Origin of the sequence: Vreelandella arcis (assembly GCF_900103865.1) — a bacterium.
In the GTDB taxonomy this organism is placed as follows: Bacteria; Pseudomonadota; Gammaproteobacteria; order Pseudomonadales; family Halomonadaceae; genus Vreelandella; species Vreelandella arcis.
The window spans coordinates 345,797-368,390 of record NZ_FNII01000002.1; the positions used below are offsets into that span (position 1 = coordinate 345,797).

18 protein-coding genes are annotated in these 22,594 nt (G+C 53.9%); 5 read left to right on the forward strand and 13 right to left on the reverse strand.

Annotated elements, in window-relative coordinates:
• The first annotated feature begins 5 nt into the window (after window positions 1–5).
• Genes BLR97_RS03560 through BLR97_RS03570 form a run of 3 tightly spaced genes read left to right on the forward strand, consistent with a single transcriptional unit; the run spans window position 6 to window position 3,740 of the window.
• Complete coding sequence (locus BLR97_RS03560; protein WP_089702550.1) at window positions 6–1,079, forward strand: microcin C ABC transporter permease YejB; 1,074 nt, start codon at window positions 6–8, stop codon at window positions 1,077–1,079.
• 2 nt (window positions 1,080–1,081) lie between these two features.
• Entirely contained in the window at window positions 1,082–2,155 is a 1,074-nt protein-coding gene (locus tag BLR97_RS03565; protein ID WP_089702552.1) for an ABC transporter permease, read from the forward strand.
• The gene (locus BLR97_RS03570) at window positions 2,148–3,740 is read left to right on the forward strand and encodes an ABC transporter ATP-binding protein (RefSeq protein WP_089702554.1); all 1,593 of its coding nucleotides are present in this window, start codon (window positions 2,148–2,150) and stop codon (window positions 3,738–3,740) included. The genes BLR97_RS03565 and BLR97_RS03570 overlap by 8 nt, the downstream gene beginning before the upstream one ends.
• A gap of 133 nt (window positions 3,741–3,873) precedes the next feature.
• On the opposite strand, the gene BLR97_RS03575 is transcribed toward BLR97_RS03570, so the two are convergent.
• Window positions 3,874–4,578: a pseudouridine synthase gene (locus BLR97_RS03575; protein WP_089702556.1), complete on the reverse strand. Its 705-nt coding sequence runs from the start codon at window positions 4,576–4,578 to the stop codon at window positions 3,874–3,876.
• A complete protein-coding gene (locus BLR97_RS03580) occupies window positions 4,578–5,393 on the reverse strand; it encodes an amidohydrolase (RefSeq protein WP_089702557.1) in 816 nt (271 codons plus the stop codon). The genes BLR97_RS03575 and BLR97_RS03580 overlap by 1 nt, the downstream gene beginning before the upstream one ends.
• A gap of 73 nt (window positions 5,394–5,466) precedes the next feature.
• On the opposite strand from BLR97_RS03580, the gene rarD reads away from it, so the two are divergent.
• Complete coding sequence (rarD, locus tag BLR97_RS03585; RefSeq protein WP_089702560.1) at window positions 5,467–6,375, forward strand: EamA family transporter RarD; 909 nt, start codon at window positions 5,467–5,469, stop codon at window positions 6,373–6,375.
• Here rarD and BLR97_RS03590 read toward each other — a convergent pair.
• On the reverse strand, window positions 6,346–7,995 hold the full coding sequence (locus BLR97_RS03590) for a methyl-accepting chemotaxis protein (RefSeq protein ID WP_089702562.1): 1,650 nt from the start codon (window positions 7,993–7,995) through the stop codon (window positions 6,346–6,348). The two genes, rarD and BLR97_RS03590, sit on opposite strands and share 30 nt — an antisense overlap.
• A gap of 243 nt (window positions 7,996–8,238) precedes the next feature.
• Here BLR97_RS03590 and BLR97_RS03595 point away from each other — a divergent pair, with 243 nt between their 5' ends.
• Window positions 8,239–9,942, forward strand: a complete 1,704-nt coding sequence (locus BLR97_RS03595) for a SulP family inorganic anion transporter (protein ID WP_089702564.1) — start codon at window positions 8,239–8,241, stop codon at window positions 9,940–9,942.
• Window positions 9,943–9,958: 16 nt separating this feature from the next.
• Here BLR97_RS03595 and BLR97_RS03600 read toward each other — a convergent pair whose 3' ends face one another.
• The 10 genes from BLR97_RS03600 to BLR97_RS03645 form a co-directional block, all read right to left on the reverse strand.
• Complete coding sequence (locus tag BLR97_RS03600) at window positions 9,959–11,791, reverse strand: protein kinase domain-containing protein (protein ID WP_089702566.1); 1,833 nt, start codon at window positions 11,789–11,791, stop codon at window positions 9,959–9,961.
• Window positions 11,792–11,803: 12 nt separating this feature from the next.
• A complete protein-coding gene (locus BLR97_RS03605) occupies window positions 11,804–13,084 on the reverse strand; it encodes a 2-oxo acid dehydrogenase subunit E2 (RefSeq protein WP_089702568.1) in 1,281 nt (426 codons plus the stop codon).
• A gap of 38 nt (window positions 13,085–13,122) precedes the next feature.
• A complete protein-coding gene (locus BLR97_RS03610) occupies window positions 13,123–14,100 on the reverse strand; it encodes an alpha-ketoacid dehydrogenase subunit beta (protein ID WP_089702570.1) in 978 nt (325 codons plus the stop codon).
• A 1-nt stretch (window position 14,101) separates the two neighbouring features.
• A complete protein-coding gene (locus tag BLR97_RS03615) occupies window positions 14,102–15,304 on the reverse strand; it encodes a thiamine pyrophosphate-dependent dehydrogenase E1 component subunit alpha (RefSeq protein ID WP_089702572.1) in 1,203 nt (400 codons plus the stop codon).
• A gap of 134 nt (window positions 15,305–15,438) precedes the next feature.
• Complete coding sequence (locus BLR97_RS03620; protein ID WP_280140172.1) at window positions 15,439–16,215, reverse strand: ABC transporter permease; 777 nt, start codon at window positions 16,213–16,215, stop codon at window positions 15,439–15,441.
• A complete protein-coding gene (locus tag BLR97_RS03625; protein WP_089702576.1) occupies window positions 16,205–17,170 on the reverse strand; it encodes an ABC transporter ATP-binding protein in 966 nt (321 codons plus the stop codon). The genes BLR97_RS03620 and BLR97_RS03625 overlap by 11 nt, the downstream gene beginning before the upstream one ends.
• Window positions 17,167–18,387: an ABC transporter permease gene (locus BLR97_RS03630; protein ID WP_089702578.1), complete on the reverse strand. Its 1,221-nt coding sequence runs from the start codon at window positions 18,385–18,387 to the stop codon at window positions 17,167–17,169. Before BLR97_RS03630 ends, BLR97_RS03625 begins: the two co-directional genes overlap by 4 nt.
• A 2-nt stretch (window positions 18,388–18,389) precedes the next feature.
• Window positions 18,390–19,301, reverse strand: coding sequence for a glycine betaine ABC transporter substrate-binding protein OsmF (osmF, locus tag BLR97_RS03635; RefSeq protein ID WP_089702581.1), 912 nt, complete (start codon window positions 19,299–19,301; stop codon window positions 18,390–18,392).
• An 88-nt stretch (window positions 19,302–19,389) separates the two neighbouring features.
• A complete protein-coding gene (cysS, locus tag BLR97_RS03640) occupies window positions 19,390–20,796 on the reverse strand; it encodes a cysteine--tRNA ligase (RefSeq protein WP_089702583.1) in 1,407 nt (468 codons plus the stop codon).
• A gap of 11 nt (window positions 20,797–20,807) precedes the next feature.
• Complete coding sequence (locus BLR97_RS03645; protein ID WP_089702585.1) at window positions 20,808–22,487, reverse strand: glutamine--tRNA ligase/YqeY domain fusion protein; 1,680 nt, start codon at window positions 22,485–22,487, stop codon at window positions 20,808–20,810.
• Window positions 22,488–22,594 lie beyond the last annotated feature (107 nt).

Consider the following 22,594-nt stretch of genomic DNA (forward strand, 5'->3'; position numbering starts at 1 on the left):
GCTCTGTGGCGCGTTATACCCTACGTCGACTTTTGCTGATGATTCCTACCTTGGTGGGCATCATGCTACTTAATTTCATTATCGTTCAGGCGGCTCCCGGCGGGCCGATTGATCAAATGCTGGCTCGCTTTGAAGGCGCTGACGCGATGGCCAGCACCCGATTGGATATGGGCGGGGCCGATGTTCAGGTCAACGACGAATCACGCGGTGCCAGAGGGATAGATCCACGCTTCATTGAGCAGCTAGAACAACAGTTTGGCTTTGATAAGCCTGCCCATGAGCGCTTCATCGGCATGATGGCGGATTACCTTACTTTCGATTTTGGCACCAGCTTTTTTCGTGACCGACCCGTTACCGAATTAATGATAGAGCGACTACCGGTATCTATTTCGTTGGGCCTTTGGACCACGCTGCTGGTTTATATTATTTCTATCCCGCTGGGCATACGCAAAGCGCTACGACACGGCTCTCGATTTGATGTCTGGACATCGGGATTGGTGGTCGTTGGCTACGCCATTCCTGGGTTTTTGTTTGCCATCCTGCTAATTGTCTTATTTGCCGGGGGAACATACTGGGACTTATTCCCTTTACGTGGCTTAACCTCACCTGATTTCGACCAGCTGTCGACCTGGGGAAAAATTAAAGACTATTTCTGGCATATCACCCTGCCCGTGCTTGCCGCGGCGATTGGAAGTTTTGCGACCCTCACCATGCTGACCAAAAACAGCTTTTTGGATGAAATCCATAAACAGTATGTGCTGACAGCCCGCGCTAAAGGCGCTAATGAGCAGCGTATCCTTTACGGTCATGTGTTTCGCAATGCCATGCTGATCATTATTGCCGGCCTACCTGCCGCATTGATCGGTATCTTCTTTACCGGCTCACTGCTGATTGAAGTGATCTTTTCTCTCGATGGCCTCGGGTTGCTCGGCTTCGAAGCGGTCATGCAGCGCGACTACCCGGTTATTTTTGGCACCCTGTATCTCTACACGGTGATTGGGCTGCTGCTAAAACTGGTGTCTGACTTGACCTATGTGTGGGTCGATCCACGCATCGACTTTGCCACACGGGAGTCGTGATCATGACCACTCTTTCGTCTCGATTTTCACCCATTACCCGTCGTCGCTTTGCGGCATTCAAGTCGAATCGCCGTGCTTGGGTGTCACTCTGGGTATTTGGTGTCGTGTTTTTGTTGAGCCTGTTTGCCGAGCTTATCGCCAATGACAAGCCCATCATCATGCAGTATGACGGCCAGTGGTATGTGCCACTACTGGTCGACTATCCTGAAACGGAATTTGACGGCTTTTTGCCCACGCGTACCGACTACCTCGACCCCTTTGTCCAACAACAAATCGAAGAAAACGGCTGGGCGTTATGGCCACTGATTCCGTTTTCTTACCAAACGCTGGACATGCAAATGAAACGCCCTTCCCCGGCTCCACCGGATGGTCGCCATTGGCTGGGTACCGACGATCAAGGGCGTGATGTGCTCGCCCGGGTGATTTATGGCTTTCGCTTGTCGGTTGCCTTCGCCTTGGTACTAACGGCGGGCTCGCTCGTAATGGGGGTATTCGTAGGTGGCGTACAAGGCTATTTTGGCGGCAAGGTTGACCTCGTTGGCCAGCGTATCACCGAAATTTGGTCTGGGCTCCCCGTGCTGTTTTTACTGATTATTTTGGCCAGTTTTGTTCAACCCGGCTTTTGGTGGCTACTGGGGATAATGCTGCTGTTTTCATGGCTTGGCTTAGTGGACATCGTACGTGCCGAGTTTTTGAGAGCACGTAATCTTGAGTATGTTCGCGCCGCCAAGGCCATGGGATTACCGTCACGACTCATTATGTGGCGACACGTACTGCCCAACGCCATGGTCGCCACTTTAACCTTTATCCCCTTTTTGTTTACCGGGGCGATTGGCACGTTAACCGCGCTGGACTTTCTCGGCTTTGGTTTGCCACCGGGGGCGCCTTCTCTGGGCGAGCTGGCGGCGCAGGGTAAAAATAACCTGCATGCTCCTTGGCTGGGCATTACCGCCTTCATGACCCTGGCCACTATGCTTTCGCTGCTGGTATTTATTGGCGAAGGCTTGCGTGATGCCTTTGACCCGCGCCATGTTCAGCAACGCCCTTCTCCCGCTAAGGAACCCCGTCATGCCTGAACCGCTACTTCGCGTCGACAACCTAAGCGTCGCCTTTGACGGTAACCCGGTGGTGGAGTCGCTTTCTCTAGAGCTCCACGCGGGTGAAACGTTGGCGATCGTGGGCGAGTCGGGGTCGGGTAAATCGGTATCCGCCCTGGGATTGGTGAACCTATTACCCGCCAACGCTCAGGTAAGCGGCGAGCGACGACTGAATGGCACCTTACTTAGCTCATTGAGTAAGGCCGAGTGGAATGGCGTACGCGGCAATACCGTGGGAGTAGTCTTTCAGGAGCCCATGACGTCGCTCAATCCTCTGCATCGGATTGGTAAGCAAATTGGCGAATCCCTACGCTTACATCAAGGGCTGCGAGGCAAAGAGGCGCGTGCGCGAGCCAAAGCGTTACTCGAACAAGTTAAACTGCCGCGATCGGATGAATTGCTAGACGCATGGCCTCATCAACTGTCAGGCGGGCAGCGTCAACGGGTGATGATTGCCATGGCTATTGCCAACAACCCGTCGTTATTAATTGCCGATGAGCCCACCACAGCGCTTGATGTCACCGTCCAGCAGGACATTTTGTCATTGCTGAAAGAGCTGCGTGACCAGCACGGCATGGGCTTATTGCTGATTAGCCACGACCTTAATCTAGTCCGCCGCCATGCGGATCGTGTCTGTGTCATGTACCAGGGGCAAATTCAGGAAACCGGGCCGGTCGAGCAGGTATTTAGGCAGCCACAAAGCGGCTATACCCAAAGTCTTCTGGCCGCCGAGCCTGAAGGAAGACCCGCAACGGTTACTGCCAAATCCCCTTTGCTAACCGTGCAACAGCTCCGCGTGAGCTTTAAGCGTCCCAAGCCTGGCTTATTCAAGCGCCAGCCGCCTGCTTTTGAAGCGGTGAAAGCCACTGACCTAACGATTGCTCCCGGCGAAACACTCGGCATTGTGGGCGAATCGGGCTCGGGCAAAACCACCCTAGCCTCGGCTATCATGCGTCTGGTAACCAGCCAAGGCGATATCACTCTTGGCGAGGCTCATTTGAGCAAACTGAGCGGTGACGATTTACGCCGTCAACGCCACCGGCTGCAGATGGTGTTCCAGGATCCTTACGGAGCATTATCGCCGCGCATGCCGGTGTTCGATATCGTCAGTGAAGGATTGCGCTTCCACTATCCTCGCTTGTCTGATACCGAAATTACCCAACGCGTACATCAAACCTTAAATGAAGTCGACTTACCTGAAAGTTGCGCGGCACGTTACCCGCATGAGTTCTCTGGCGGCCAGCGCCAGCGGATCGCTGTTGCGCGGGCAATTATTTTAGAGCCGGAGCTTCTGGTATTAGATGAGCCAACGTCGGCGCTGGATCGCACTGTTCAAAAACAGCTGGTCACTTTATTAAGAGAACTTCAGGCGCGTCGGCAGCTAAGCTATCTATTTATTAGCCATGACTTAGCCGTTGTGCGCGCGATGGCCCATCGTATTATGGTGCTTAAAGACGGCGACGTGGTTGAGCAAGGCGCTTGTCTAGACGTGCTCGCCTCTCCCCAACACCCTTACACAAAAGCGCTTATAACCGCTGCTGATTTATCAGAGCTTCCGCGCTAGACGATTGTAAACGTGTAAATTTGAGAGTTAGCTAAAATTTAAGAAAGCATACAAGATAACGGTATAAAGTTTTAGCGGTGTGGAAAGCCCTAACCCACATAGTTTTGGCTAGGGTCTTCCCTCACAAATCAGGTTAGAAACTGGCGATCTCTTCTGGCGTCAATTCTCGCCATTCGCCGGGGGCCAGCTCATCCGTCAGCACAACGTCACCGATGGAACGTCGATGTAGCGCATTAACGTGATTGCCTAAGGCGACAAACATGCGTTTCACTTGGTGATAACGGCCCTCGGTGATGGTGAGCTCTGCTTGCTTGGGCGACAAAAACCGTAACGTCGCCGGCTGTGTCGGCGTTTCTTCGCCGTCTAACATGATGCCATCAGCTACCTGTTGAATAGCTAATTCGGCGGCCTCTTCGTCCATCGGTTCGTCTAACTCAGCGATATACACTTTGGCACAGCGGTGGCGCGGCGAGGTCACCCGGTGGGACCACTGGCCATCGTCGGTAAGCAGCAACAGACCGGTGGTATCCACATCCAAACGGCCGACGGGCTGTAGCCGCTCTGCTTTAGGCAAGTCTATCAAATCGATCACCCGAGGATAGAGCCCTCGCCTGGCGGTACACTCTACGTCAGCAGGCTTATGCAGCATGATGTAACGAAGCCCCACCAGCGCCAGCCGTGCGCCGTTGAAGACAACCACATCGCTGTCCGTATCGATGTGAGTCGCTGCCTGCTTGATCGGCTCGTCGTTCAACGTGACCTCGCCGTTTTTGAGCGCTCGCTTGGCCAAGCTGCGCGTTAACGAGGTCGTTTCACTTAAAAAGCGATCAAGACGCATTATTGGCCGACTCCTGGCAGTAGCGAAAAGCGATCGGCATCTTGCCAGGCTGGAAATTTCTCTCGGAAAGCATCTAAATCCGTTTTATTGAGGCATCCCGTTTCTATAAACGGCGTATGCGCAGAATGATCGATAAGTGGCTCGCCTTTAAAATCAACGAGCATGGAGTCGCCACTGTAGGCCAGCCCTTTGGCATCTTCGCCAACGCGATTAACGCCAATCACGTAAGTTAGGTTTTCGATAGCACGGGCTTGCAGCAGCGTACGCCAAGGTTGACGACGAGGCGCGGGCCAGTTGGCCACACACAGCAACGCATCATACTCGAAATGCTCGCCCTGTGCTGCCTGCTGCCGTAGCCAAACAGGAAATCTTAGGTCGTAACAGACGCTTAGCAGTATTTTAAAGCCGTTTAACTCGACAATTTCACGACGCTCGCCCATATCATAGCGTTCGTGCTCACCGGCCATACGAAACAGATGACGCTTATCGTAATAGGTTAGATCCCCTTGGGGAGTTGCCCAGATTAATCGGTTATAAAACTCGCCGTTTTGCTGGATAGCCACGCTGCCGGTTATCACGCAATCTCGCGAACGCGCCTGATCCAGTAGCCATGCGACGCTAGGGCTGTCTTCCATGGGTTGCGCCATTTCGCGGGAGTTCATCGTAAAGCCAGTCGCAAACATCTCGGGGAGCACAATTAAATCGGTATCTCGGCTATCTAACTCGCCGAGCAATTGCTCAAGATGGGTATGGTTAGCTTGTGGGTTTTCCCAGCGCAAATCACATTGCACCAAGCTAGTTCTCAGTTGACTCATGGATTTAGCTCCTTTACGCCGCTCACGTTGTCGCGATTATGTTAGATTAGCCTTTTAAAATAATGAGGCTGCTATGCTTCCCACTTCACCACGCGATCCAGAAGCAGTCAAAGGCGTCACCTTTGGCTTAACGGCCTATAGCATGTGGGGATGCTTCCCACTTTTTTTTGCGCTATTTGATGGCGTGCCTGCCATTGAGGTGCTGACTCACCGCATTTTGTGGTCGTGCTTGTTTCTGGTAGGGCTTATCAGCCTTTTACGACGCTGGCCACCCGTCGTCGCTGCCCTAATGGAACCCAAGCGACTTGGCCGCGTGCTTGCCTGCGCCCTGTTGATTGCGTTCAATTGGGGAATTTATATCTATTCGGTGGAAACGCAGCAGGTACTACAGGCCAGTTTAGGCTATTTTTTAACCCCGCTGGTGAATGTCGCGCTGGGCATGCTGGTACTGCGTGAAGTAATGGCACGACTGCAGTTGGTTGCCTTGGGGTTGGCTAGCCTCGCGATCGCCATCCAATTTTTCATGCTGGGTGAGTTACCGTGGATCAGTCTACTGCTGGCATTAAGTTTTGGTAGCTATGGCTTGTTTCGTAAACAAGTGCCGCTTGATGGCCTCTCGGGGCTTTTTGTTGAAACGCTGTTGCTATTCCCCATTGCACTGATCGCGCTAGCCGGCTTTAGTTGGCTGGGGACATCGCACTTTTTAAGCGGAACCGAGACCACGGCGCTATTGATCGCCAGTGGTGTTATTACCGCCCTGCCTCTAATGGCCTTTGCTGGCGCGGCGCGGCGCTTACGTCTCGCGACACTGGGATTTCTCATGTACATCAATCCCAGCATTCAGTTTTTAATCGCCCTGACCATTTTCGGCGAACCGCTAAGCCCCATCCAGCTGGTGACGTTTATTATGATCTGGACAGGGCTGGCGCTTTACTCTTGGTCAGCTTGGCAATCACGCCCTCGCCAATTGCCGGCTGAGTAACGCGGGCGCATCGTCATGATTATCCAGCGGCTGAGGAGCGGTTTCACGCTCAGGCTGATAGCCGATACGAAAGCCACCCCAGTGTCGGCCATTGATGTAAATTGGTACCGACAAATCGTGCATGATCTCGCCGGTATCGCGCTTATAAGTTTGCAACAACAGGGGCTTTTCGTGAGCGCCGCAACGTCGGCCGGTGGGATCGTCGAAGATACGCTTGCTGCGACAAAATTTTAAATCGTGATCGTAGTCGCCGGTGGGTGGGCGGCTGACGGCCTGATTATGGGTCGGCACATATCCTTTGCGATCACAGGTTATCGCATAGCTGAGATCAAGCTTGGTAAGCAGCGGCTCTTGGACATCAGGCAGATGTTTATCGGTAAAGGAATCAAAGGAAGTGCGATAAAGCGGTGGCTGCGTATCAGGAATCTGTTGATAGTCCGGCTGGAACAGCGCCGCTTCACTTAATTCGCCGCGTTTCAGGGCGCTTTCAAACAGCTTGCCTAGCCGGTCGGCGGTTTTCCGCGCCGCATGGAAAACCTGCTGATGACGGCCGTTCAGCCGTTGTTGCGCCAGCTCGCCATCGACACCTTCAGCGGCTTCCATCAAAGCGCGTGCCTGGTTGGCAAGGTCGTGCATATTGCGATTGCCTTCGTCGACATCGATTTCTAACTGATGCAAGGTATCCGCAACGGTCTGGCTGTGTTCGCGCGTATTATCAATGGCTTGTGCAACACTACTGATTTCACTTTGCACCTGGTCAAATTCCTGGGTAATGGAACCTAAGCTGGTGCCAACATGCTGCATGTCCGTTGATCGATGGCTAATCCGACTCATCAAGCTGCCCATCGATGAGACGACATTTTGCCCACTTTGGTGCATGTCCTTTACGAGTTCATCGACACTTTGAGTGGCCGTGGAGGTTTTATGAGCTAGGTTGCGCACTTCGCCCGCCACAACAGCAAATCCTCGACCGTGCTCACCTGCCCGCGCCGCTTCAATGGAGGCATTAAGCGACAGCAAATGCGTTTGTTCGGCTATGTCTTCAATCATCGACGTAACACTGCGCACGCGCTCAATTTTATCGTTGAGCGAGGTCAGCATCTCCAGTGCATGCTGGGATTGCTCGGACACATCGCTCATTTCATTGATGATATCGGTCAGGGCTTCTTGATTATGATGACTGGCTTCGCGTGCGCTTTCGGCCGACGCCGCTACCTGCGATGCACTTGCACTGACCTGCATAATGGCCGTGTTGATCGCCCCCATGCTGGCCGACGACTCCCGAGCCATTTTCTCTTGCTTACTCAGGCGCTGGTCCATCAAATCGGCATAATGCGACACCTCAGCCGAGGCGATCGCTGTGCTGCTGGCCCGCCTCATGAGGCGAAACGCCATCGCTCGAAGCGAGGCGTAATCTGCGGTTAAGCGATTTCGATTATGCGTTGCTTCCAGCTGCTGTTGATCAGCTTGGTAAAGACCCCACCATGCGACCAATACACTTAGCGCACCGGCTAACGCTGCCACCCCAACCGCAATATATCCCCCTAAAGCACCATAAGGCACCAGCCACCCCGCAAGTGCCAATAGCACTATCGGAACCACCCATCGAATGACACGCATATTAAGTACTCTTGTTATTGACGTGAAAAAGAGGCTCAAGCCGAAGATTACATTTTTGGTCAAGCTTACCTACTAAATTAGATTAAAGAAGTAACACTTTGGGGGAAGAGAGCGAGCAGATGAAATTAAGCAAAGGTGCCGTAATTTAGCTTATAACGCGTTAATATATGGTTCTATGATTGCGTTAGGCTATGAATTAGCTTATCGACTAGATGATTTGACGGCGAATCGCCCTTGGAGCTCATGCTAAAGCGCTACTTGCCAATCTTGTCCTGGCTACCTTACTACCATAAACGGTTACTCGGGGCTGACTTGCTCGCAGGCCTGATTGTCTCCGTCATGGTCATCCCCCAATCGCTTGCTTATGCGCTCCTTGCCGGGCTGCCTGCTGTGGTGGGTTTATACGCCAGTATTTTGCCGCAGTTGGTGTACACCCTCTTTGGTACCAGCCGAACGCTAGCCGTTGGGCCAGTCGCCATTATTGCGCTAATGACCGGGGCAGCCCTTTCATCTGTGGCCACACCGGGCACGGAGGCTTATCTACAGGCTGCGTTAGTATTGTCGTTCCTCTCCGGCGTATTGCTAGTGGCCATGGGGCTGCTGAAGATGGGCTTTTTCAGCAATTTTTTAAGCCACCCGGTGATTTCAGGCTTTTTGACCGCCTCGGGCATTTTAATTGCCATCAGCCAGCTTGGCAGCCTACTAGGCATTGAAAGCAGTGGATTTACACTGATTGAGCGCTTGATGACGCTTACACCCAATCTCACCACTATTAATCTATTCACGTGTGTATTGGGCATCAGCACGCTACTGTTTTTAGTCTGGCTACGTCGCTATGGGAAAGCGACGCTTCAAAGGCTGGGTCTGCCCAATAGCCTAGCCGACTTGGTCGCCAAGGCAGGGCCTGTTATCGCGGTTGTCGCCACCACCCTGGCAACCTGGTATTGGGGACTCGCGAGCCGAGGCGTCAACGTCGTGGGCGACGTGCCTGCCGGCCTCCCCGCCTTTAGCCTACCTTGGGCCGACACGTCATTGTGGCGAGCACTGTTTATTCCCGCCTTGTTAATAAGCCTGGTCGGCTTTGTTGAGTCTGTTTCCATGGGCCAAATGTTAGCCGCTAAGCGGCGCCAGCGTATTTCACCCAATCAGGAATTAATTGGCCTCGGTGCGACCAACCTAGCCGCTGCTATTACCAACGGCATGCCGGTCACCGGTGGGCTTTCACGTACCGTGATTAATTACGATGCGGGAGCTCAAACACCTGCCGCCGGTGCCTTTGCGGCGCTCGGCATAGCGCTCGTCACGATGTTTTTCACCGGCTGGCTGTATTACTTACCTATCGCCACCCTGGCGGCTACCATTACCGTATCGATTTTGACGTTGGTGGATATTCCCATGCTGCGCCAGACATGGCGTTATTCGCGCAGCGATTTCTCGGCCATGGCGGTGACCATCATCCTCACGCTCGTCGAAGGTATTGAGGCGGGCATATTAGGCGGCGTTACCCTCTCGATTGCGCTTTACCTATACCGCACCAGCCGCCCGCACAGCGCGCTGGTCGGACGTGTTCCAGGCAGCGAACACTTTCGTAATGTTACCCGACACGATGTCGAAACCGTCAGCCGCGTGGCACTACTGCGGATTGATGAAAGTCTATATTTCGCCAATGCACGCTATCTGGAAGATACGCTGTATAACTTGGTGGCCAGCCGTCCCGAACTTGAGCACGTCGTCCTCATCTGCTCTGCTGTGAACCTCATCGACGCATCGGCACTGGAAAGCCTCGACGCCATCAACGCCCGCTTAAAAGACTCAAACGTGAAACTGCATCTTGCCGAGGTGAAAGGCCCTGTAATGGATCAGCTAAAGCGAAGTGACTTTCTCGATGCCCTTACGGGTCGTGTGTTTCTCAGCACTTATGCCGCATGGCGGGAATTTTCCTCGTAATGCGCACGAACTCTCATCATACTTCGCTTTTTTTTGCATACTCCCGCGGGTCACGGGGGTAGTAGCGCTCCGGCTGTTTTTCCAGGTGGGGGAAGTAGCGAGTGTCTTTATAAGGCATTTTCATAAATCCTGAGACGCCCAGCCCTTCAATTTGGCTGACTGAGGCCAACATCCGAGCTAGCAACGAGCGAAATTCATTTTCTCTCGAGGGATCGAGCAGACGGTAGTAACTATGTATTTTGAGGTGTTTGGGCAGCGCCTCGAAAATAATCATGCCGGTATGATGAATATCGTTAAGGCGCTGTAAAATCTGCATAATGGCGTCCGGCAGTACCAATAGCTCTTCTGGGTCAGGGCCATCCTCAAAATAACTGTGCTGGCGAGTTCTGTCTTCTAGCTCAGGTACTGCACTCATCTCATAGCTGATCGCCATATCAGGCTCGATAAAAAAAGATGCCTCTGCAGAAGCGCGCTCGAGGTGAAGCGTTTGGCGGGCATTAAACAGGCAACTTTTAAAAACCCCTTGGCGATGGATCGCCCGGGCCAAGTGCACCATGTTATTAACCGCTTCGATAAAGGCGGGCTTTAGGTCTGGGTCGTGCAGGTTTAACGATGAGTCGATATACACCCCCTCCCGCTCCCAACGTACCGCCAACCCGCCTACGACGGGGTATTTACCCAAACGGCTTACCGAGGCGAGAAACGCTTTTTCGGTCTCGCCCATGCCCTGCATAAACTGCTTGTAATAGCGGTCCAGTTGCACATCGTTTACGTCATTCAGCGTCTCTGGGGCGTTGGTTTCGCGCAGAAAGGCTTTGCGCGAGCTATACACCACCGTATCAATTTCCTGAAGCGCCGGCCGTGCCCATACTGGTACCAGCGGCGTTTGGCGCGTGCCTGGCAGGTCAATCATCACTACCTTGGCCATGCGAGGCATCGCCTGCACAAAGTAATCGCCTGCTTTGCGGCGCATATGGGGATCAGGGTCGAGCATGCCATCAAGCGTGCGGGCAAACTCCATCGGTAACCCTAGCGAGCAGGCAGGAATCGCACGATGGCCAAAGCGGCAAGATTGGGCCGATGCCAGTGCATAAAGCGTCCCCGCCGCCCCCTGCTCGTCAAAGCGCGGCGATGACAGCGCCCCGTTCAACTGCTCCTCCCCAATGAAGTACACGTCACCCAGGCGTGCATTCGTTTGTTGCAGATTGTCCGACATTAGCTCCATAACGTTGGCGCCAACAAATTGCAGTTGCGCATCCAACTGAGCAAACACCGATGAACCCCAATCGATCAGCGCAATTGATTCGTGCTCGGGGTCGAAGACCAAATTAGATGGTTTGATATCGCCATGTACCACGGGCCGAGCTTGAGGGCCGGATTCGCGGCGAAGCGCGGCGAGAATATCGGCCAGTTGGGCCGCAATGCGCACGATCAAACGGGGCGACAGACGCCCCTCTTTGAGCGATACCTGCTCTAAATTCCAACCGGGCGCACGCTCCATCACCAAAATCGATTGGCCTCGCAAGCGCTGGTAGGTCACAAGCTTGGGGATACGCGGGTGCGATACCTGATCCAGCATGAATGCCTCTTCTTCCAGGCGTTCTTGAAGATGAACAGGCAGAGTAATGCGAGAGAATTTAAATACGTAATCTTGGTACGCGGTGCTGCCCGCAAAAACAAAGCCGTAGGCCCCTTTGCCAATTAACTCGATGCCCTGATAACCCAACTGGGCTAGCTGTGCCTGGCACAGCGCCACCCAGTCTTTGAGTTTTCGGGCATCGTGATGGCTTAGCAAATATACCGACTGCTCTTCGGGTATATAGAACTGCTGAAGCGGTGCCTGGGACATAAGTCGCCTACGTTAGCCTAGGTGAAGCAGCATGGTCTCCGGGGCTTCGAGGAAGCCTTTCCAGGCATTACAGAAACGCGCAATAGTGCCGCCATCAATAAACCGGTGATCCCCCGCCCAAGTAATCGTCATGATCGCCCGACGCTGGACGGCCCCCTGTTCATCAAAGCGGGGCAGCCACTGGGTTTTACCGATCGCCACAATGGCGGCTTCCGGCGCGTTAATGATGGGCGCTGCGTATGTGCCGCCGAGTGCCCCAATATTGGAAATGCTAATGGTACCGCCCTTCAGGTCGGCCTGATCAACCCGTCCATCTCGCGCCGAGGTGGTTAGCCGGCCGACTTCCCGGGCAATTTCCAGCAAGGTTAGCCGATCAACGTTTTTAACATTGGGTACCATCAGTCCCGCTTTGCTATCGACCGCCATACCAATATTGCACTGGGGGTAGTAGTGCAGCTCATTCCCCGCCGCATTTAACTGGGCATTAACGATAGGTTCTTCTGCGACAGCTAACGCCATGGCTTTCATAAAAAACGGCATTAGCGTTAGGCGCTCGCCTTGAGCATCGGCTAACGGCTTCAAGCGTTCTCGCAGTGCCAACAAGGCGGTTACATCAATCTCTTCACCATAATGAAAATGTGGAATGGTGCTGGCGGACTCCACCATGCGCTTGGCCATGACCGCTCGCATACCACGAAGAGGCTCAACCTTGGGCGCTTCAGAGGACACTTGAACCATCGACGCATCAGACTGCGGGGGCGATGCAGACGGTTGCTCAAGGTAAGCGAGGACATCTTCCTTCAAGACACGGCCATCTTTGCCACTACCCGGTATATGACTAAGCGTTAGCTGATTCTCTCGGACTAACCGCCTAACAGCCGGGCTGGCAGGGACTCTTTTATGGGCAAGTTCATGGTCAGAACCAGCATCGGTTTGATCATCGACAGGCGCCGCAGCCGTTACTTGAGACTCTACTGCGGTTTGGTCGGCTGCTGGTGATGGCGTTGCTTGCGGCGCACTCTCAGTGTCGTTCTGGTCGCTTGCGGGCTTAGATTCACCTTCGGCTTGGTAGGCATAGAGCGGCGCGTGAACTTTGGCAATTTGCCCCTGGTCGACATACAGTTTGGTGACCACTCCCGCTTCCGTCGCGGTGATTTCTACCAGCGCCTTATCGGTCATGACCTCGACGATGGGCTGGTCTTCTTCAATTCGATCGCCTTCAGCAACGCGCCATTCGACGACTTCGCACTCGACAATGCCTTCGCCGATATCCGGCAGCATAAAATCGCTCATTGTTGTTCTCCCCATGCGTACTTAGGCATTAATAGCCACTAAAAGTTGACGCTTTCGCGAATCGCTTCAAAAATTTTCAGATGATCGGGTAGATATTCTTTTTCCAGCACCAGCGGGAAAGGCGTATCCAGCCCGGTCACCCGTGCAATGGGCGATTCCAGATAGAGAAAACAACGCTCCTGAATCGTCGCGGCGATTTCGCCGGCAAAGCCGCCGGTCAGCGGCGCTTCATGACTTACCACTAAGCGTCCTGTTTTAAGCACCGATTCAGCCACCGTGTCGGCATCCCAGGGCAGCAGCGAACGCAGGTCAATCACCTCGCAGTTAATGCCTTGTTCTTCCGCCAACTCAACCGCTTTGCCAATCACTTCCATCTGCGCGCCCCAGCCCACTAGCGTAACGTCTGTGCCTTCTTTGGTGATTTCGGCTTCACCAATGGGTAGCTGATAATCCTCTTCAGGCACATCGCCAACGGCGGCACGGTAAAGCCGTTTAGGCTCCAAAAACAGCACTGGGTCGGGGTCGCGAATGGCGGCCAGCAATAGTCCTTTGGCTTGATAAGGGTTGCGCGGCACGACCACCTTTAAGCCAGGGGTATGGGTGAAGTACGCCTCAGGCGATTGCGAGTGATAAAGACCACCGGCGATACCACCGCCGTATGGCGTGCGAATGGTTAACCCACCGACATTAAACAGATCGCCTGAGCGGTAGCGGAACTTGGCGGTTTCGTTAACGATTTGATCAAACGCAGGAAAAATATAATCGGCAAACTGAATTTCAGCGACCGGTACCGAACCCTGAGCGGCCAAGCCATTGGCAAAGCCAATAATCCCTTGCTCAACGAGCGGGGTATTGAAACAGCGGGCTTTGCCATATTTTTCTTGTAAGTGGCTGGTGGCGCGAAAAACACCGCCAAAAATACCCACGTCCTCCCCAAAGCAGATGACTTTTTCGTCTTCTGCCATGGCGATATCCAGGGCGTTATTTATTGCCTGAAGCATATTCATTGTGGGCATTTTACGCTTCCCCCTGGGTGTCAGTGTCTGTGCGAACGTCTAAATCCAGTGACTGAGCACCACGCGGGTAGGCATCAGGATAGCGGCGTATATGCCGCTTAAGCTGGTCAAATTGACGCTGCAACGCGGGGGTGACATCGGCATAGACATCACTAATCAGCGAGTCCAGAGGGGGCGGCGAGCGCTTTTCAGCTCGCTTCATGGTACCCAGCACCTCACGGCGCAGTGTTTCTTGCTCGCGAGTTTCTTCTTCCTCACTCCACCAGCCTTTGGCCAATAGCCATTTTTGCATACGCAATAGTGGATCTTTAATTCGCCAGGCTTCTTCTTCGTCTTTGGAACGATAGCCCGAGGGGTCATCGGAGGAAGAATGCGCCGCGAGACGGTAGGTCATGGCCTCAATCAATACCGGTTGATTGCGTTCAACGGCTATCTCGCGGGCTTGGCGTGTCGCTTCATAGACCGCCAACACGTCGTTACCATCCACACGAATCACGTGCATGCGATAACCAAATGCCCGCGGTGCAATACCGTCCGCCGCGAATTGTTCCACAGCGGGTGTCGAAATCGCATAGCCATTGTTACGGCAGAAAAAAATTACCGGGACGTGATGCACTGAGGCCATGTTAAGCGCTGCGTGAAAATCGCCTTCTGACGCCGCACCTTCACCAAAGAACGTCAAGGTGCAGTGGCCTTTACCGGCCATTTTTTGGCCGTAGGCATATCCGGTTGCTTGAGGAATTTGAGTAGCCAGTGGCGACGAAATGGTCATGTAGTGGAGCTTACGCGACCCATAATGAATCGGCATTTGGCGGCCTTTGCCGTAATCCAGTTCGTTGCCAAACAGCTGATTCATAAATTCGTCGATTGAAAAGCCGCGATACATCAAAGCGCCCTGCTCGCGGTACTGGGCCATGATCATATCGGCATCGTCGAGCGCGGCAGTGGCGCCCACGACGGCGGCCTCCTCTCCCGTGCATTGCATGTAGAAACTAAGTCGCCCCTGACGCTGGGCGGCCAACATGCGCTCATCAAGAATGCGTGTCGCCAGCATCGCGTGATAAATACGCCGCGCACGGGCTTGTTCTAGAGGGGGTGTATCCGCCCCGCTGTAAAGCTCGCCATCGGGGCTTAACACGCTGAAGGTCGGGATCGAGAACTCATCGCCTGTCAGGAAAGCAGGCTGGTGTGCATACTGTGTCATCATTATTGTCCTTGTCGTACCCCTTTTGAGGGCAGTGTTGTCGGTGATGACCTTTTATGCCAGTGGATTTATCTGCCATCGGTCAACGCAACACCTGCGACAATAACGCAGCGAGGACACATTAGGGATTCGACTTAAGCTGTAGAGAGGCGCGAACGTAACAGTTCTTGTAGTCGCTCGAACAGACTATCGACAGTCAGTGCCAACAGCGCAATCGTCAACGCCCCCTGAACGATATACGCCATATTGCCATTCACAATTCCGGCAATGATGGGATCTCCCAAATTGCGCGCACCGACCGTGGCCCCGATCGCAGCCGTTGAAATATTGATCGTGATGGAGGTTCGAACCCCCGCCAATATCACGGGAGCCGCTAGCGGTAACTCTACCTGGCGAAGGACTTGCCATGGCGTCATGCCCATGGCAATGGCGGAGCTTTTTACTTCCTTATCAACCTCCTGCAGCCCGCCTAGGGTGTTGCGCACGATCGGTAAGGTTCCATAAAGCACCAGCGCCACGATAATAGGCAGCGTACCGAAACCTAACGCGGGCACGGCTAGCGCTAATACGGCTACCGGTGGAAATGTCTGGCCAAGCGATGCCACTTGCGCGACTAAGGGTAAGAAGTCGCGCCCTCGCTCGCGCGTCACCGCAATGGCTGCCAACATCCCACCCACGATGGTAATCAATGCGGCAACGCTTACGACAAGGAGGTGGTGCCCTAATAGCGAAGCGAGACTCGCCCGGTGGTAAACCACTTCCTTGGCGTCTGGCTCCAGCATTCGCAGCACCCCCTCTGCATAGGGGAACCCCCATATGCAGGCCACCAATAGCAAACACCATAGAGCGGGCCATACGGCGGCAGGAACGTTAGGCGAAGAAAGCGAAAAACTTGAAACCCTATGACTCACGCACTTTTCCTTGTTCGGGTTGCGCTTCTTTGACTATTTTACGCAGCGTCAACTCGCCCACGGGCACATCGTGTTGATCCACAACAGTGAGACGGTCGGTATGATCGCGCAGCATCATCGAAAGCCCCTGTAGAAGGGAGAACGCTGCGGGAATTCGCGATTGGGCGGGTAATGTAGGCCCCATGGGCGACATGTGATCTTTAACCCGGGTGAGTGCTGCCTGCTTCAACCCACGTTCGAGTCCACCCAACAACGATTCGACAAACGGATCATTAGGATGCTGGAGCAGCGAAAGCGGTGTACCTTGCTGAACGATATAGCCATCGCGCATCACAACTAAGTGATCCGCCAGCCGTAGCGCCTCGTCCATATCGTGGGTGACAAACACCACCGTTTTATGCATCTGTGATTGCAGTCTGGCAAGCTCGTCCTGCAGCTTCTCTCGAGTGATTGGATCGAGTGCGCCAAACGGCTCATCCATCAGTAAAATATCAGGATCGGCGGCCAGCGCCCTGGCCACCCCCACTCGTTGCGCCTGCCCGCCAGAAAGTTGGTGGGGGTATTTATGGGCAAACTCGCCAACCGGCAAGCCCAAAAGGCTCATTAACTCTTCTACTTTTGCCTGAACATCAGCCGAAGACCATTTAAGCAAGCGCGGCACCAGGCCGATATTGCGCGCCACTGTCCAGTGCGGAAACAGCCCGGTATGTTGAATCACATAACCAATACGCCGACGCAACTTTACCGGGTCATAAGCGGCAACCGGATGACCATCTAATATAATCTCGCCGTCGCTGTGCTCAATAAGCCGATTAATCATGCGTAACGTGGTCGATTTACCGCAGCCGGAAGTACCTACCAGCGCGCAAAACTTTCCTTTTTCAATGTGCAGTGAAATATCATCCACCGCCGCAACGTCGCCAAAGCGCTTGGAAACGTGGGAGAGCTCGATCATTCAATTTCTCCAGGCCGTGCGGTGTCACTGCGGGGACGAAGGACGTCTGCCAATGCCCCCAACCCGGCATCTGCCATAAGCGCCAGCATCAGAATCGGCAACGCGCCCAGCAGCACCATATCCATGGCCGCTTGACCCAAGCCTTGAAAGATAAAAGACCCTAAGCCACCCGCACCGATCAACGCAGCGACGGCGGTTAAACCAATCGCCTGAACGGTGGTAATCCTGACACCCTCAAGCAATACCGGTAAGGCCAACGGCAAGCGTACTTGCCAGAAACGTTGGCTATTGCGCATCCCCATACCGCGAGCGGCCTCTAAGGTATCGGGACTCACTTGCTCAAGGGCGATGTAGGTATTGCGCACCATTGGCAACAAGCTGTAAGCCACTAAGGCGATTAACGCCGGAGCCCAGCCAATGCCGCTAACCCCCAGCTGTGACAGCAGTGGCCACTGAGCAGCAAGCCAAGCTAGCGGCCCAAGCATCAACCCGAACAGCGCAATGCTGGGGATCGTTTGTAAAAAATTCAGGATGGCAAAAGCTGATTTTTGGAGTTTACTATAGCGTCGCATCAGCAAAGTGAGCGACAGCCCGAGCCCAATACTGATCGCAACGGATACAACCACGAGGGTGATATGCTCGCGTAGTGCGCGCCAAAACTGAGCGTCCCGGGCGCGAAATTCTTGTCCTAGCGCTAACGCCTCAAGCCCCAACGTGGCACACAACGACCACACCAGCCCCACCGCCAGCACCAGCAAGATCGTCCAGCGGCGAAGCAGCACTAAACGCAAACGCAGTTCTACCCAACACAGCAGTAAAAACGACAACAGGCACCAATAAGCCATCCCCATATTGAGGCGTGCTCCTGGGGTATCGCCACTTATTAGTCGGTTACTCGCCACCATCAAGCCAAACGGCATTAACAGCAACAATAACAAAACACCTACCAGCGCAACCTGGTAGCCATGGCGGCTAGGCTGGAGGGCTAATGCCACCAGAGTAACAATAACACTGGTGACCAGCAGGGCACCTAACCACCCGACCGCGTCGATGAGACCAGCACCCTCACCGCTCACGATACGATTGGGTGCGACGCTGACCACATCAAATAGCCAAATAGCCGCCAACATGGCGCACGCCAGGAAGATCAAAACGCTATTTGGCTGCCACTGACGCCAAGACACCTGCGGTCTTGGCAATGCCTCCAACAACGACATTATCAGTCGTCCAAGCTATCGAGGTAGTCGCCAGCGACTTGATCCGGTGACATGCCATTGACAGCCACGTCAGCGTTGAGCTTTTGAAGCGTTTCAAGGTCTAGCGTGCTGAATACCCCCTCGAGCAACGGATCAATCGCCGGATAGGTTGCCAGAACACTTTCGCGCACGACGGGAGCAGGTTGATAAACAGGCTGAACCCCCCTTGAGTCTTCAAGCACCACAAGACCCAGTGCGTTTAGTCCCCCATCGGTTCCATAGGTCATCGCGGCGTTGACGCCACTGGTTTGCTCCGCAGCGGCGCGCATGGTGGCCGCCGTGTTACCCCCTGAAAGCACCAACAGCTGATCATTGCTCAGCTCAAAGCCATAGGCCTGCTGAAAAGCGGGCAACGCCTGCTGAGATTCAACAAACTCAGCACTTGCTGCAAACTTAAACTCTCCGCCCTCCTCAAGGTAAGTGGCCAAATCGTCGAGCGTTTTAAGATCATGCGCTTCAGCCACATCGCGACGCACGCTCATGGCCCAGGTATTATTAGCGCTGGCTGGCGTTAACCACACCAGACCTTCCTGCGCATCGCGCTCGCGAACGGTTTCATAGGCTTTATCAGCATTATTCCATACGTCGCTGTCGGCCATATCAAAGAAAAAAGCACCGTTACCCGTATACTCGGGATAAAGATCAATTTCGCCTGCTTGCAAAGCGCTACGCACAACACTGCTTCCCCCCAGCTGCAAACGGTCTTCAGTGGGGATGCCGTTGCGTTCCAGCGTTTGTATGATCAACTCTCCGAGCACCGATCCTTCTGTGTCGATTTTTGACGAGACGACGACCGGGTCATCGGCATGCACTGCTGACAGCGGCAAGAGCGTCATACAACCGATAGCGACCATTGATTTTGAGGCAAAGCGCATTGTAATCATCCTTTTAAAATAGACTCTTTAAGAGTATATGCCCGTCGTGCGTTGAATTCCGATTCCTACCCAGTAATCACCGCCATCTCTAATGGGAAGACTCGACCACCCAGGTGGTGCCTTCACGGGAATCTTTAAGGACAATCCCAAGATCCGCCAATTCGTCGCGAATGGCATCGGCTTGGGCAAAATCTTTATTGGCTTTGGCTGCCTGACGCTGGGCAATTTTAGCCTCGATGACCGACTCACTGAGTGCCAGGTGTTGATGCTGCGAGCCTTTCAAGAACGTATCAGGCGCTTGCTGTAGAAGCCCTAGCACGCCTGCTAACCGCTTCAGCTCAGCGGCCAACCGCTGTGCTTTGTCGGGCGTTTCGGGCTTGGCGCGGTTCACATCACGGGCTAAGTCAAATAGCACCGCCAAGGCTTCCGGCGTATTGAAGTCATCATCCATGGAGGCCGTAAATCGCTCACGATAGCGATTGATATCCTCGGCATCGCCCGCGCTAACGGCGCTCACATCTATACCGTCTAACGCCGTATAAAACCGCGTTAATGACTTTCTGGCCTCAACAAGTGAATCCAGCGAGTAGTTAATTGCGCTGCGATAGTGACTGGCGACCAATAAATAACGCACCACTTCCGGGTCATGCTCTGCCAGCACTTCCCGAATAGTGAAGAAGTTACCCAGGGATTTCGACATCTTTTCCTGATCAACCCGCACAGCGCCCGCATGCATCCATGTGTTTACATAGGGCTTACCGGTAGCCGCTTCGGATTGCGCGATCTCGTTTTCATGGTGGGGAAATGTCAGATCAGGTCCGCCCCCATGAATATCAAAGGTATCCCCCAGGCAGCAGGTCGACATGGCCGAGCATTCAATATGCCAGCCAGGGCGGCCATTTCCCCAAGGCGAAGGCCAGTGAGCTTCGCCGGGCTTGGCTGCTTTCCACAATACGAAATCAAGGGGGTCTTCTTTATGTGCATCCACCTCGACACGAGCACCGGAACGCATGTCATCCAACTGTCGGTTATTTAGCTTACCGTAGTCGGCAAATTGGCGAACACGGTAATACACATCGCCATTATCCGCTGGATAGGCAAAGCCTTTTTCTACCAGCGTCTCAATCATGGTGATGATATCGCCAACGTGCCCCGTTGCCCGGGGCTCATGGTTGGGCGGCAGCACATTGAGACGCGCTTCGTCCTCATGCATCGCCGCAATCATGCGCTCAGTGAGCGCCGTGATGCTCTCGTCGTTTTCGTCGGCACGCTTGAGGATCTTGTCATCGATATCGGTGATATTGCGCACGTAATTGACATCGTAGCCACGTTCGCGCAAATAACGGGTAATGACATCAAACGCCACCATGACGCGGGCGTGGCCAAGGTGGCAATAGTCATACACCGTCATGCCGCAGACATACATGCTGACCTTGCCCGCCACCAGCGGGGTGAAAGGTTCTTTGCGACGTGTCAGCGTATTATAGATTTGCATATGCCGATTCCTTAACCTTTCTGCTTGATTTTCGCCCAGCTATCTTTGAGCCCCACGGTGCGGTTGAACACCAGATGATCCGGCGTGGAAACGTGACGATCCGCACAGAAATAGCCCACCCGCTCGAACTGGTAGCGCGCTTCAGGGCCCGCGTCCGCCAGGCTGGGTTCGCCGATTGCCTGGCAAACGGTCAGTGACTCGGGGTTCAAATGGTCAAGGAAGTCGACGTCCTTATCGCGATCCGGCTGTTCGACCATGAACAGGTTGTCGTACAGCCGCACTTCCAGCGGAATACCGTGGTCGACGCTTACCCAGTGAATAACACCCTTCACTTTGCGACCTTCCGGGTTTTTGCCCAAAGTGTCAAAATCGACTGAACAGTGCAGCTCCGTCACCTCTCCTGCGGCATTTTTAATCACCTCATCGCAACGGATGACGTAGCTATTACGCAGGCGGACTTCTTTACCCGGAGCCAAGCGGAAGAATTTTTTGGGTGCATCTTCCATGAAGTCATCTTGGTCGATGTAAATCTCGCGGGTTAAAGGCACTTTACGCGCAGGCATATCGTCACGCGCGGGATGCCCTAGCACGTCATACTCTTCCTCGTGGCCTTCGGGTACGTTGGTTAAGACGACTTTGAGCGGCTTTAAAACACACATGGCCCGCTGCGCATTATCTTCAAGATCCGAACGAATAGCGTGGGTCAACATGGCAATGTCGACCAGGCCACCGTCGGCGCGGGTAACACCGATCATGTCGCAGAACTTGCGAATGGATGCCGGCGTGTAACCGCGGCGACGCATGCCCGAGATGGTCGGCATGCGCGGGTCATCCCAGCCATCGACGATCTGCTCGTCGACTAACATTTTAAGCTTGCGCTTAGACGTCAGTGTGTAGTTCAGGTTTAACCTGGCAAACTCGATCTGGCGTGGTTTGGCAGGCACCGGCAAATTATTCAAAAACCACTCGTATAACGGCCGGTGATCTTCGAACTCTAAGGTGCATATAGAGTGGGTCACGCCTTCAATGGCGTCGGACTGACCATGAGTAAAATCGTAGGACGGATAAATTTTCCACTTATCGCCGGTTTGGTGATGGCTGGCATGGCGGATTCGATACAGGATTGGGTCGCGCAGATTGATATTGGGCGATGCCATATCGATTTTAGCGCGCAGCACCTTTTCACTTTCGCCAAATTCACCCTGACGCATGCGCTCGAGAAGATCCAGGTTTTCTTCAGCGCTACGCTCACGGTAGGGGCTTGGTTGCCCCGGCTCGGTTAACGTACCGCGATATTCACGAATCTGGTCGGGTGTCAGGTCATCCACATAGGCTTTACCCTCGCGGATTAGATGCTGTGCCCACGCATACAACTGGTCGAAATAGTCAGACGCGAAACGCACCTGGCCGGCCCATTCAAATCCCAGCCAATTAACGTCTTCTTTGATAGCATCAATGTAGGCTTGCTCTTCTTTGGTGGGGTTGGTGTCGTCGAAGCGCAAGTGACACTCACCACCCATCTGCTCCGCCAACCCAAAATTCAGACAGATCGACTTCGCATGGCCAATATGCAAGAAACCATTGGGTTCTGGGGGGAAGCGCGTCACGATTTTTGTGACCTGGCCGCCCTCAATTTCGTCGAGTACTTGGTTGCGAATGAAGTTCGGCGCTGGGGTGGTCTCGTTGGTCATGGTGGTGTTGATAACCTCATGGTGGATGGTGTGCTTGGCGTCGTCTGCCTTACGCTAACGGTATAGCGCTTCGCGGTGCCACGCAAAACCGTTATTATAACGTGACG